Source organism: Acidobacteriota bacterium, from assembly GCA_019347945.1.
GTDB lineage: Bacteria > Acidobacteriota > Thermoanaerobaculia > Gp7-AA8 > JAHWKK01 > JAHWKK01.
Window position 1 is genome coordinate 16659 of the sequence record JAHWKK010000002.1, and the last position, 12741, is coordinate 29399.

General features: G+C 60.9%; 12 protein-coding genes and 1 tRNA gene. 7 read left to right on the forward strand and 6 right to left on the reverse strand.

Annotated elements, in window-relative coordinates; all coding sequences use genetic code 11:
- Positions 1–172: 172 nt before the first annotated feature.
- The 3 genes from KY459_01525 (at position 173) to KY459_01535 (ending at position 1522) form a co-directional block, all read left to right on the forward strand.
- Complete coding sequence (locus KY459_01525; GenBank protein ID MBW3563389.1) at positions 173–472, forward strand: hypothetical protein; 300 nt, start codon at positions 173–175, stop codon at positions 470–472.
- A gap of 85 nt (positions 473–557) precedes the next feature.
- Positions 558–836, forward strand: a complete 279-nt coding sequence (locus KY459_01530) for a hypothetical protein (protein ID MBW3563390.1) — start codon at positions 558–560, stop codon at positions 834–836.
- A 332-nt stretch (positions 837–1168) separates the two neighbouring features.
- Positions 1169–1522 carry a hypothetical protein gene (locus tag KY459_01535; protein ID MBW3563391.1) on the forward strand — a complete coding sequence of 118 codons (354 nt, stop codon included), beginning with the start codon at positions 1169–1171 and terminating at the stop codon, positions 1520–1522.
- Between the two features lie 221 nt (positions 1523–1743).
- Here the strand turns inward: KY459_01535 and KY459_01540 are convergent.
- The 6 genes from KY459_01540 to KY459_01565 form a co-directional block, all read right to left on the reverse strand.
- Positions 1744–1819: transfer RNA gene (locus tag KY459_01540), tRNA-Thr, on the reverse strand.
- Between the two features lie 85 nt (positions 1820–1904).
- Positions 1905–2909: a hypothetical protein gene (locus tag KY459_01545; GenBank protein ID MBW3563392.1), complete on the reverse strand. Its 1005-nt coding sequence runs from the start codon at positions 2907–2909 to the stop codon at positions 1905–1907.
- Entirely contained in the window at positions 2906–3802 is an 897-nt protein-coding gene (locus KY459_01550) for a hypothetical protein (GenBank protein MBW3563393.1), read from the reverse strand. Before KY459_01550 ends, KY459_01545 begins: the two co-directional genes overlap by 4 nt.
- Positions 3803–3970: 168 nt before the next feature.
- Positions 3971–5989 carry a DNA translocase FtsK gene (locus KY459_01555; protein MBW3563394.1) on the reverse strand — a complete coding sequence of 673 codons (2019 nt, stop codon included), beginning with the start codon at positions 5987–5989 and terminating at the stop codon, positions 3971–3973.
- A gap of 889 nt (positions 5990–6878) precedes the next feature.
- Positions 6879–8489 carry a methylmalonyl-CoA mutase family protein gene (locus KY459_01560; protein MBW3563395.1) on the reverse strand — a complete coding sequence of 537 codons (1611 nt, stop codon included), beginning with the start codon at positions 8487–8489 and terminating at the stop codon, positions 6879–6881.
- Between the two features lie 194 nt (positions 8490–8683).
- Complete coding sequence (locus KY459_01565; protein MBW3563396.1) at positions 8684–9475, reverse strand: DUF4412 domain-containing protein; 792 nt, start codon at positions 9473–9475, stop codon at positions 8684–8686.
- A 371-nt stretch (positions 9476–9846) separates the two neighbouring features.
- Between KY459_01565 and KY459_01570 the strand changes: the two genes are divergently transcribed.
- The 4 genes from KY459_01570 (at position 9847) to KY459_01585 (ending at position 12735) form a co-directional block, all read left to right on the forward strand.
- A complete protein-coding gene (locus tag KY459_01570) occupies positions 9847–10653 on the forward strand; it encodes a tetratricopeptide repeat protein (protein MBW3563397.1) in 807 nt (268 codons plus the stop codon).
- Positions 10650–11126: a DUF2085 domain-containing protein gene (locus KY459_01575; protein MBW3563398.1), complete on the forward strand. Its 477-nt coding sequence runs from the start codon at positions 10650–10652 to the stop codon at positions 11124–11126. The genes KY459_01570 and KY459_01575 overlap by 4 nt, the downstream gene beginning before the upstream one ends.
- Positions 11127–11171: 45 nt before the next feature.
- Positions 11172–11759: a DUF4388 domain-containing protein gene (locus tag KY459_01580; protein MBW3563399.1), complete on the forward strand. Its 588-nt coding sequence runs from the start codon at positions 11172–11174 to the stop codon at positions 11757–11759.
- Between the two features lie 232 nt (positions 11760–11991).
- A complete protein-coding gene (locus KY459_01585) occupies positions 11992–12735 on the forward strand; it encodes a polyphenol oxidase family protein (GenBank protein ID MBW3563400.1) in 744 nt (247 codons plus the stop codon).
- The last annotated feature ends 6 nt before the right edge of the window (positions 12736–12741 follow it).

The following is a 12741-nucleotide window of genomic DNA, read 5'->3' on the forward strand; positions in this document are numbered from 1 at the left end:
CACGGGGCGAAGGGGCAGAGCCTTCCGGCGTCCCGGATGGATGCCCCTTCGCCTTTTCTCAAGCTCTCTTCGGGAGTATGATTTCGAGCACTCAACTCAACGACATCATCAGGAGGCACCGATGAGAATTCAGCGAACTACCGGCGTCCAGCATCTACGCCAATACGCAGCTATGACGGTTCTCATCATTCTCTTTGCAGTGCCCGTATTCGCCGATCGCGGTGAAGTCGTGCGAACCCTGAAGAACTGCGATTTTTTCATCGTGGAGGTTGAAGGAGTTGATTATGCGGTAATCGAGTCCTGGGATCTTTCGGTCCCCGACAAAAAAGACGAGCTCATCGGCGAGTTCAACACGTACGGCATGGTCACGCTGTACAACAAAACTCAGGATCTTGAGATCGAGGTTTACATCGAGGACTACATGCTTTTTGAGGATGAGGCGAGCAGGATTCTGTTTGAGAAATGCGAATGAGGATGATTTTGAGATCCGTGGAATCGTCCGGCGCGGAATCAAGGTCACGACGTTCTCGAAGATCAGTGGTTGAGGGGGTAAACCGATGACCCAAGCAACCCGCTTCACTGACGCGGAACTCTCGAAGTATGTAGTCTGCACCGCATGCGGCTACTTCGGGATCCCCCGATCGTATTCGTGCGTTCAGCTCTTCGTCCTGATCTTCCTGCTGCTCTTCGGGATTCTTCCGGGACTGATCTACGCGGCTGTCGTCGATGCGTGGAAGAAACGCTGCCCACGGTGCGACAACAAGTCCCTCATCCCGGCCACCGCTCCAAACGCGAAAGCCATGATCGCCGAAGGCAGGGTCCGCGGCGCTCAGTGAGGTACCAGGTCACCGGAGTCGAAGAGCCGGGCGGGAGGGATATCAGGGCTCGGGAGTTTGGCTGAGGCCGAATGTACAATGGCACCGAGAGCGAACTCTGCGAGCTTGCACCCCGATGATTCAGGAATGCTCCTTCATCCGCTGGAAGTATGGAGCGCCCGAGGCCTCGACATGATGCTTAGGGCGACAGGAAATCTGTGAGGGGGAGGCGGGTCTGGCTTGGGATTGCGGTGGCGGTCCTCGCCGTGGTGATATTCGTCGGACCACTCGTAGGTAATGCTGTTCATCGATCAAGAACCAAAGCTCGCGAGGCAGAAGAGGCAGCGCGTGCAATGGCGATAGTTGACTCCGGAAGGATCACGATCACGGAATGGAGTGGGACGGCCTCGGCAACAACTCCGTCGGCGACCCTCTGGGGGCGCGTAAAGAATCGGTCCGATGAAAACATCGCTCGCGTCCACCTCGAAGCAACGCTGCACCACTGCCCCGATGCCGCGCCGGTTCAGCATATCGGGCGGCGATCCCCGGAGATGATATGCGAGACCGTAGATCGGGACTCCTTCGAGATCCTGGATGTGCCGGACGGCGAATCGCGAGACTTTGAGGAGATGGTCCTGTTTACTGCGATACCAAGCGAGCACGGCTACCGCCTGGACGTTAAAATCACAAGCGTAGAGTTGGAGTAACGGGAGGATGTCGATCGATCGCGTCACACTCAGACGTGTCGGAGCGCGTCCGAACAAACCGGGAATTCGTCGTCTGTCAGCGCAAACGTTCCCTCCGCCCGCTTGATGGATGGAAGTAGGCCTCCAGCAATCTGACGTGATTCTGCGAACGTTATTTGCCCCTCGGAGGGCGGCTGAGTCCCTCCCACATGAGTCGAATACGAGGAGGCTTAGGAAAAGGGTGGAGCCGTTGGCCGGACTTGAACCGGCGACCTGCTGATTACGAATCAGCTGCTCTACCAACTGAGCTACAACGGCACCCGGGTGATGCGGCTGTGAGGAACACCTCGGGGTGCCGATATATTCGCGGATTGAGTTCCGTACGCCCAGCTGGAAACCGGTGCTACCAGCGGTCGGTTGCGCCGCCCCCGCCGAAATCCCCTTCCCCTTCGCGCGCGGGAGCGGATTCCGGCGAAGTTCCCGGGGTCGCGGCGGCGATCAGAACCGTCTGCGCGATCTCTTCGTCGGTTGCGCGCCGGAGGCGGTCGGACGTGATCCCCTCGGTCTTCCCCGCAAATCGCCGGCTCCAGAGGACCGCCGAGGTGAGCAGAACGAGCCCCCAGGCAAACGCCTCCGCCTCCGGCTTCCAGTCGAGGTAGCCGGAAATCTCGTACAGGACGAACCCGCCCCCAGCGAGGACAGCGAGGATCGGCGCGAGAATCCGGCGCCGCAGACCGATCGCCGCGAGCGTGATTCCGCCGATCACCGCTGCCGTAAGGCCCGCAACGCCTTTCGAGCTCAGAATCGCCGCCGCAAACCCGTAGCAGAGGATCGTCGACAGCTCGACGAACCGCGCGTGGAAGGGGCGTTTCTGCTCGAAGGTATCGATGATGGCAAACAGAATCGCGAGAATCAGCGCGACCCAGCCTACTGCCGTGTCGTCGATCCAATCCGAAAGGCTGGCGCCAAGGAAAGCCACCGAAGCCAGACCGATCCAGGGATTGAGCAGACGGATCGCAGAGACTGCCAGAGCAACACCAATGGCCGCCAGCCCCGCCGGAACCGAATCTCCGCCGGGAGACGTGACGATCATGACGGCTCCGATCGACCAGAGCGCCTCCTCGACCCCATGCCGGAAGAACCGCCGCCGGTCGATCAGCAGCTCGCCCGCTGCAATCGAGAACAATCCAATGAAAAGTTGCGCGGGTTCCTGCTCGAGAATGTCGAAGAGGATGACGATTCCGAACGACGCATAGATCCCGACTGCCGTCAGGGCGAAGAGCGCGAGACGGGGAAAGGTCGAGGTCGTTCTCCATTCGAGCTCCCGCGCAACGGTCACGGGATTCTCGCCCACGCGCTTCGCGGCGGCGATCATTCTCTCGACCGCAACCGTCGGCCGGAATCTCACCGCGACCTCCGCTTCGAGAGGAACCAGACCGTGAAGCCGACGAGGACGAGCGAGGTCAGCGCGATCCAGATCGTCGCAAACTCCGACTGGACTTCGCTCAGAACCAGCGCGTCGAGGCCGATGGCTCCATAGACGACCGCGTAGAACAGCTCCTCGTCCCGCGTACCCGCTCTCGCTCGAACGATGGCGAACGCGGCGAGCACGATCAGGATCGCGAGACCGATCCACCGCGCCTCATCGGAGACGATCCAGCAGATCGCGCCGATGAATGCGAGATTGATGGCGAAGCCCCGGAAGTACGGAGTGAACTTCGATGGTGCGGCCAGCCGTGCATCGAGCAATCCCCAGATCGCGATCGAGCCGGCGGCGGCGAGGAGCCGCCCTCCCGCTCCGAACGCACCGGCGGAGAGAAACTGACCGCTCCGCTCGACTCCCCACCACCCGGCGAGCGAAACGATCGCGACGGTCATGACCGCGCGCGATCCGAAGCGATAGGCGGTCGCGCCATGGAAGGCGGCGAGAAGCAGCAGATGCCAGGACCACCGGCTTCCGAGGACCGCGTAGCGGATCTCGATCCACGCGATCGCGGTCGAGAACAGCAGTGCTCCCAGCAGAAGAACGATCTCGCCGACGGTCGCTTCCGCGCTTCCCCGCCTCGTTGCCCATCCGTAGCAGATCGCGGAGGTCAGAAGGACGGTCGCGATGCCGATGATGTGGACCGTCTCGCCGGGTGTCTCGGCGAGCCACATCGCCGCGGCACCGACGATCAGGCTGACACCCGCCAGCATCAGGAACCGAAGCGGCGACCAGATCGAGAAGATCTCCCGACGCTCGATGCGCACGAGCTGCTCGCCGGCACCGCGCTGTTCGATCTCTGGGACGAGCCGGAGCATTGTTTTTTGAAGGATTTAAGGATGTGAGGATATAAGGATATGAGGAGGAGAGATTTGAGGATATGCGGATTGGGGGACGCCGGAAATCATGAGGATGGCGCGCACTTGAGGGAGAAGGTCCAACATCCTTAAATCCTTAAATCCTCATATCCTTATATCCTCTTCTTTTCATATCCTCTTCTCAGCCGGGTAATCATCTTCGCGGATCAGGATCTCGCGCGGCTTCGATCCCTGGCTCGGGCCGACGATTCCGTTCGCTTCCATCATCTCGATGAGACGCGCGGCGCGGGAGTAACCGAGGCGGAGACGTCGCTGCAGATAGGAGGCGGACGCCTGTCCGGTCGTCAGTACCGTCCGAACGGCCTCGTCGTACTTCGGATCGTCGAGGAACTCGATTCCGTCGGCTCCGGTCTTTTCTTCCGGCGCCGCCGTGACCTCTTCGATGTAATCGGGGTCTCCCTGGCATTTCTTGACGAACTCCACCACCTCGGAGATCTCCTGCTCCGAGACGTAAGCGCCGTGCAGACGACGCATCCGCGCCGTCCCGGGCGGGAGGAAGAGCATGTCGCCGTTCCCGAGAAGCTTTTCGGCACCCTGCGTGTCGAGAATCGTTCGGGAGTCGATTCTGGAGGCGACCTGATAGGCGATGCGTGAGGGAAAGTTCGCCTTGATGACGCCGGTGATGACATCGACCGACGGGCGCTGCGTTGCGAGAATCAGATGGATACCGACCGCGCGCGCCTTCTGAGCGAGCCGTGCCACCGAATCCTCCACCTCTTTCGAAGCCACCATCATCAGATCGGCGAACTCGTCGATGATCACGACGATGTAGTGCATGTGCTGGAGCAGATCGATCTGCTCCTCGTTCAGTCTCGCCTTCCGCTTTTCGAGTCGCGCAGAGTCTTCGAGGAGCTCGTTGAACTGCACGATGTTGCGCACGCCGCAGCTTGCGAGGAGGCGATACCGGTTCTCCATCTCCTGAACGGTCCAGAGGAGAGCATTCGCGGCCAGCTTCGGATCGGTGACGATCGGATGGAGCAGATGGGGGACGTCTTCGTAAACCTTGAGCTCGACCAGCTTGGGATCGATCATCAGGAGTCTCAGGTCGCTCGGAAAGCTCTTGTAGAGGAGCGAGACGATCATCGAGTTCAGACCGACCGACTTCCCTGCGCCCGTCGCACCGGCGACGAGAAGATGCGGCATCCTGGCGAGATCGGTCACGACGGGCTCGCCGTGGATGTCCTTTCCGAGCGCGACGGTGACGGGCGACTGGCTTCTCTGGAAGGCCTTGGTGTCGATGATTTCCCTCAGCGCGATCAGGTCACGCCGGCTGTTGGGGATCTCGATCCCGACCGTCGACGAGCCGGAGATCCTCTCGATCCGGATCGATTCGGCCTCGAGGGCGAGCGCGAGATCGTCACCGAGATTCACGACCTTCGCGTACTTGACCCCCGGGGCCGGTTTGAACTCGAAGGTGGTAACGACGGGGCCGGGATGATATGCGGTGACCTCCCCCTCGACGTTGAACTCGCCTGCGGTCTGCTCGATGAGCTTCCCGAGATCCATGAACCGCCGGTGCTCCGACTCGTCGAGCTTACCGCCACCCGAGCCCTCGAGGAGCAGACCGACGTGCGGCAGCCGCCTGGAGGAAGTCGTGCGGGTGCGGCGCGGAGCCGGCGTGCTCTTCGGCGGCTTGAAGTTCGATTCGTCACCGAGGATGAGCCCATCAGCCTCGGCTTCGTCACGTCTGAGCTTGCGGCGGGAGATGCTAGTCACGTTTTCCTCGAGGGCCTCGCGCTCGAAGAACGTCCCCTCCTCCCTCACCTCCTCCGGATCGCGACCCATCTCGGCGGCGGCGCGTCGGAGATCGTCTCGGGTGACGCGGCGCACGCTGAACGAACCGGGACCGCTGACCTGTCGAACGGCCGGCGTTCGATCGACGACGGGCCGGATCAGTTCGGCAGTTGCGGGCGTCTGTTCGAGATGCTTTCTGACGACGACCGATTTCATCCGGTCTTTCCGGCGCCGCTCGGTGAGTCGGGACCAGTGAACCAGCAGGACACTCCAGCCGTACGCGATGAGCTGTCGGAGTCGGGAGAAGATGTCGGCGAGGCTGACGCGAGTAGCAAGCAGAAGCCCGACGAGAAGTAACGTCACGAGCGCGATGGCAGCACCCGTCGCGTTCATGTTCGCTGCAATTGCCGCTCGGATCTGCTCCCCGAAATAGCCTCCGGCATCGACCAGCGCCCCTCGGAACCAGAACTGACCCAGCGCCAGATCGAGCAGCGGCGGAATGACCGTCAGCAGAATGACGACACCGAGAAACTTCGTCCTGAAGTGATCGACCTCCTCGCCCCAGAATCGCTTCCAGCCCAGCAGCACCAGAACTGCCGGAACGAAGAGCGCTCCCGCCCCGAGAAAGCTGACCAGCAGCCATGCCACCGTGGCACCGTAATAGCCGATGGCGTTGGAGATCGCAGGATTGCTGGATGTATTGAACGCCGAGGAGTCGCCGGGGTGGTAGGTGACCAGCGCGAGCGCAATGGTGATCCCGAGGGCGAGAATGATCACCCCGATCAGTTCATTGCCACGCCGGCTCCTGAAAAGCTCGTCCAGCTCCATCTTCCTCCCCTGCCCACACGACACACGTAGAGCCGCTTGCCTCGATGATAGCAAAAAAGCAGGATTCAGGAGACAGGATTCAGGAGACAGGATTCAGGAGACAGGATTCAGGAGACAGGATTCGGGAGACAGGATTCAGGAAACAGGATTCAGGAGACAGGATTCAGGAGACAGGATTCAGGAAACAGGATTCGGGAGACAGGAGCGAACCACTCGTCATTCTGAGCCCGGCGGAGCACGGGCGAAGAATCTGGGCGGGGGATCGTGAGTCATCGTTGCGGCTCACTCGTCAACTTTTTCCACGAGTCGCCACCCAGATCCTTCGCCGTCCTTCGGCGGCTCAGGATGACGAGGGGGTGGGTTTCGCGAGAGCAAACCTTCGTCCATGATCGTTGCAGTGCAGCAAGCTGGTCCCGCGTCTCTGGATCCTGAATCCTGTCTCCTGGATCCTGCCTTAAAAGGCTGCCGGCTCCTGGTAGGTGCCGAACACGTCCCGGAGAGCATCGGAGATCTCGCCCACCGAAGCGTATGCCTTCACACAGTCGAGGATGAATGGCATCGTGTTCTCGGTCTCGATCTTCGCGGCATCTCTGAGTGCCTGGAGAGTCCGCTCGACTTTCGCCTGATCCCGCTCGTTCCTGATCTCGTTCAGCGCGGCGATCTGCCCCTCGGCGATCGAGTCGTCGATGTAGAGGATGTCGTAGGGATCCTCCTCGTCCATCCGGAACTCGTTGACGCCGACGATGATCTTCTCTCCGCTGTCGATCGCACGCTGATAGCGGTACGACGCGTCCCAGATCTCGCGCTGCGGGAATCCGGCCTCGATCGCCTCGACCATACCGCCGAGCTCGTCGATCCGCCGGAAGTACTCGAGACACTCTGCCTCGATCCGGTTGGTCGCCTCTTCAACGAACCACGATCCACCGAGCGGGTCGGTGGTGTTCACCAGACCCGACTCATGAGCGATGACCTGCTGGGTCCGGAGTGCGATTCGAGCCGCCTGCTCGGTCGGCAGCGCCATCGTCTCGTCGAGCGAGTTCGTATGGAGCGAGTTGGTTCCTCCGAGAACCGCGGCCATCGCCTGAATGGCGACACGGACGACGTTGTTGTACGGCTGCTGGGCCGTCAGCGAGCAGCCGGCGGTCTGCGTGTGGAACCGACACATCATCGACTTCGGATCTTTCGCACCGAACCGATCGCGCATCTCGCGTGCCCAGATCCGACGGGCCGCACGGAACTTGGCGATCTCCTCGAAGAAATCGTTGTGCGAATTGAAAAAGAACGAAAGGCGAGGAGCAAAGTCATCGACGTCGAGACCGGCGCGAATGCCGTACTCGACGTACTCGAGACCATCGCGAAGTGTGAATGCGAGCTCCTGCGCGGCGGTCGAGCCCGCTTCCCGGATGTGATAGCCGGAGATCGAGATCGTGTTGTAGCGCGGTACGTTCTCGGTGCAGAAGCGGAACGTATCGGTCACCAGGCGCATCGAAGGACGCGGCGGATAGATGTACTCCTTCTGCGCAATGTACTCCTTCAGTATGTCGTTCTGCAGTGTGCCGGAGATCTTCTTCCAGTCGGCTCCCTGCTTCTCGGCGACCGCGAGATACATTGCCAGGAGAATCGGCGCCGTGGAGTTGATCGTCATGGAGACGGTCACGTCCTCCAGGCTGATTCCCTCGAAGATCGTCTCCATGTCGGCGAGAGTGTCGACTGCAACCCCGCACTTGCCGACCTCTCCATTGCTGTACTCGTGATCGGAGTCGTAGCCGTAGAGAGTCGGGAGGTGAAACGCGACGGAGAGGCCCGTCTGGCCCTGCTTCAGAAGGTAGTGATAGCGTGCGTTGGTCTGCTCCGCGGTGCCGAATCCCGCGAACTGCCGCATCGTCCATGGCTTCCCGCGATAACCAGTGGGGTGGACGCCTCGGGTGTAGGGAAACTCACCGGGATTACCGAGGTCGCGCTCGTAGTCGAGCCCGGCGACCTGATGTGGCACACCGAGGGGATTGACCGGCGCGCTGCTGGTGGTCGTGAAGTCACTCTTCCAGACCCCCCGCTTTTCGATCATCGGATCATGGGACTCGCGCTTCCACTCCTCCCACTGTCGCTTCACGGTCTCGATGGCTTCGGGAGAGAAGAGGGAGAGCTGGTCGTCCCCGTCGGAGCGTCCGGATAGAGGAGTGCCGCCGCCCGGTTCAGTGATCTCGACTTCGCTCATGGTCTCTTCCTCCCGCAACCTCAGCGTATCACCGCCGGAAAAGCTCAGCGAGCGCCCTTCACCATTTCCTCGAGCGGGCTGTCCACCTTCGTGTAGCCACTCGGAACGTTGAATTCCGAGCTCGGAACGGTCGTCTCTCGAACGTTCGAGACCTCCGTGATCGTCCGCGACTTCACGTTTCTGCCCATCATGACCATCGTGGAATCCGCCTCGGTTTTGAGCGGAAAGCCCTCGATCTTGTCGGAGTACTGCTCGATCAGCGCATCGAGATCCTTCATTCCGGTCTTCAGACCCTTCGACTGAAAAAAGGTCGCGCTCTCCTTCGAGATTTCCGGGGTGGCCCACATGACGGTGCTGCTGTCGACGTTCATCGTCATGTTCATACCCATCATCGACATGATGATGTCGTACTTCGCGTCGACCTGATATTTGGTCGTCGCATAACCCGCGATCGTCCCGCCGGAACCCAGATCCCGGACGTTGATCTTCTGGTTCTTGATCGACATCTCGAAGTTACTCCCCATCGATTCCATCATCGCGGCGAGCTGGTTGAAGATCTGATCGACGGAAAGCTCGAAATAGGTCTGCTCCTTCGGGTCAATGACGACCATCGAAGAGCCCCCATCCTTCGAAACGATGACCGAGCCGGTCTCGAAGATACCTTCATCACCCTCGGTGATCTCCATCCTCATGCTCGACCCTTCGACCTTCGCGACACCAGCCATCTTCGAGTTCTGGCCTTCTCCCGTGGTCGTCATCGAAAAGTCGTAAGCCACTCCGCCGAGGGCGGGAACAGCGAGCACTGCAGCTGCCACAAATATGAAGAAGCGCTTCATGGATTCTTTTCTCCTTTAAGGTTTCTGAACCGGGTAAACTATCGAAAAACAACGAGCTAAGGGGTCGCGACCGCCATGCTAAGATCGCTCTCTCGGCGAGGAAAACGCGAGGGTCGTCCTCGAAATTCGACTCTTTCGCGCCCAGGAAGGATTTCCGACTTGCAAAACAAAGCTTCGCTTCCGGCCGTGGCCCCGTCACGAAGATCACCACTTCGTCCTTCCAACATGAATCTGATGTGTTCGATCGTGCACTTTCCCGAAAGAGATACGAGCGGACTGAACGTCGACAACTTAAACGGCTCCTGTGAAACGAGTGCGAATCTGGCGGGCTCCGGCAGAAAGCCCGGGCCCGCTTTGTTTGGCGTTCTCGGATGGAATACAGGACGATCGAGGTCGCGGAGATTCTCGGGCTCTCGCCGGCGCAGGTCAGGCGGCATGCCCGAAGCGGCTACGTCGAGCCTCGACGGGGACCGAGAAACGTCTATCTCTTCTCGTTCCAGGATCTGATCATTCTCCGAGTCGCCACCGAGCTCGTCCGATCGAACCTCCCCGCGCGACGCGTCCGGCGATCCCTCGAGCGGCTTCGTTCGCAGCTCCCCGCAGGCCGTTCGCTGTCGGCAGTCCGGTTGTCCGCCGAAGGGGAAGATGTCGTCGTTCAGGACGGGTCGGTCGCCTGGGAGCCCGATTCCGGGCAGTACGTGTTCGGTTTCGAGGTCGCCGACATCGCCGGCAAAGCGCTCCCAATCGCGAGGAAAGCCGCAGAAGACGAGACGATGCCGCCCGCAGAACTTTTCGACCTCGCGCTCGAGCTCGAAGTCCTCGCGATCGATGAAGCCATCGAGGTTTATGAGCGACTCCTCAGAATCGACCCGCGTCACGTCGATGCACTGGTCAATCTCGGACGGCTGCTGCACGAACAGGGGCGCCTTGCAAGCGCGGAATCCCGGTACCGCGCCGCTCTCGAAGCCGATCCCTCCAGTTCTCTCGCCGCCTTCAATCTCGGCGTCGTTCTGGAAGACTCCGGACGCTATCGAGACGCGATCGAAGCCTACGAACGTGCGATCTCGATCGATGACTCCCTCGCCGACGCCCATTACAACCTGGCTCAGCTTTACGAGCGGAGAGGGGACAAGGTCGCCGCTTTCCGCCATCTGAAGCGGTTCCGGAGCCTCTCATGAGCACCGGACGCACGGCAACGGTCAATGCAGTCCTGACGGCGACGCTCGCCGTCACCGGGACGATTCTCACATTCGTCCTGATTGCCACCGTCCTCCCTCATCCATGGCGAGATGCCGCGAGACTTCCCTTTTCCATGATCTGCCACGGAATCCCGGAGCGATCGCTGCGGATCGCGGATCATCTCCTGCCGATTTGCGCGCGATGCACCGGCATTTATCTCGGCGGGATCCTCGCCGCGCTCGCGGCACTTCTCCTCCGGGTGCGCTCCGCTTCGCTCGCTCTCGGCATCGTGCTGATGATTCCGCTTGCGATCGACGGAACCGGTCAGGCTCTCGGAATCTGGACCACCGGCAACCCGGCGAGATTTGCGACCGGAATGCTTTTCGCAGTCGGCTTCGTGACGGCCGCGGTCGCATACGCTCGCCGGCGCAGCGAACCCGAAGTTCTTGAATCCACTCTTTCCATGCGCTAATCTTCACCTCCGGCTCGTTCACCCGAATCGAGCCATCGGAACATCATGGCATTTCAGGGCTCGCTCAAAGAGCTACTACTACCGGACATCGTCCAGCTCGTCTCAGTATCCGGCAAGACTGGAAAATTCGTCCTCACACGGGACGATCGAGAAGGTCATATCTACCTCAGAGATGGCCAGATCATCCACGCGGAGGTCGGCGACGTCACGGGTGAGGAGGCGGTCTACGCGCTCGCCATATGGGACGATGGCGATTTTCTCTTCACTCCCGGAACCGACCCTGTGGAGCAGACGATCACGAAATCGAACACCAATCTGCTCATGGAGGCCGCCCGCCGACTCGATGAGTGGCGGGTGCTGTCGAAAAAGATTCCGTCGGTGGAGATGGTGCCGGTCCTCAGAGCGGATCCCGATCGGCGCGAGCAGATCAACCTCTCCCCTCTGGAGTGGATGATCGTTACCCGAATCGACTCCGAACGGTCGATCGCCGAGATCGGTCGCAGTATGGACTGGGCTCCCTTCGAGGTAGCCAAGCTCCTCTACGGAATGGTGAGCTCGAACCTCGTGGAGCTAAAAAAAAAACCTCGACTGAGTCCGGTGGGGGCAGAGCCCCGGACGATCGCCGCCGTCTAGTCGATCTCGCAAATGGCATCCGGCGTCTCGCGGACCAGCGTCTCGGTCCCTCCGCCCAGAAGGCAATCGACGAACAGTACGACGAGGTCGTCGATGGCATCCATACGGGCCACGGCGACGATGCCATTCGCACGCTGGTTCGCAACCTCGACAAACTTGCTGGTACCGTCGATGAGAGTGCTCAGGCGGACCTCCGCGCCGCTTTCGCGGAGTTCCTGAAGTCGACGTTGCGGTGACCATCAGAATCATCAGAGATCCCGCTCTCGGCCGGGTCGTCGTACCCGACCCCGAGCCCGCCGATGCCTTCGTCTTCTGGACGACGGCTGACTTCGACGGCGCGCTCACTCCGGCGGGCCGCGAGAAAATCCTCTCGTTCGCACGGGAACGCGCAGGCTCGACCCGCGCCCTCGCCACCTGCGCCCAGGTTCACGGCGCGACCGCGCTTCGCGCGACACACTCCCGATGCGGTGAAACCGAGGAGGCCTGTGACGCGCTATGGACCGACGATCCCTCGATTTCCCTCGGCACCAAGGTTGCAGATTGCCTCCCGGTGACTCTGATCGATTCCGGAAACAGAATCGCCGCTGGAATCCACGCGGGCTGGCGCGGCGCGACCCAACGAATCGTCTCCCGAACCCTGGGTGCCCTTCCGCGTCAAGCCTCCCCCTCTACGCGAATTTTCCTCGGCCCTTCGATCCGGAGCTGCTGCTTCGAGGTCGGCCGGGAAGTCGTCGACGCATTCCGTGACAGTCACGGCTCGATCGACGCACACATCCGCGAGCGCGGCGAACGGAATCCGCTGCTCGACCTCGCCGGAATCGTCACGGATGAGCTGATCGAGCACGGCTTCGCCGCGTCACAGATCCACGACACGGGCCTCTGCACTCGTTGCGACGGCTCGATCTTTCACTCCTATCGTCGCAGCGGACCACGCGTCGGGCGGAATCTGGCCATCGCCGGGATGAAAGATGTCTGAGGAAGC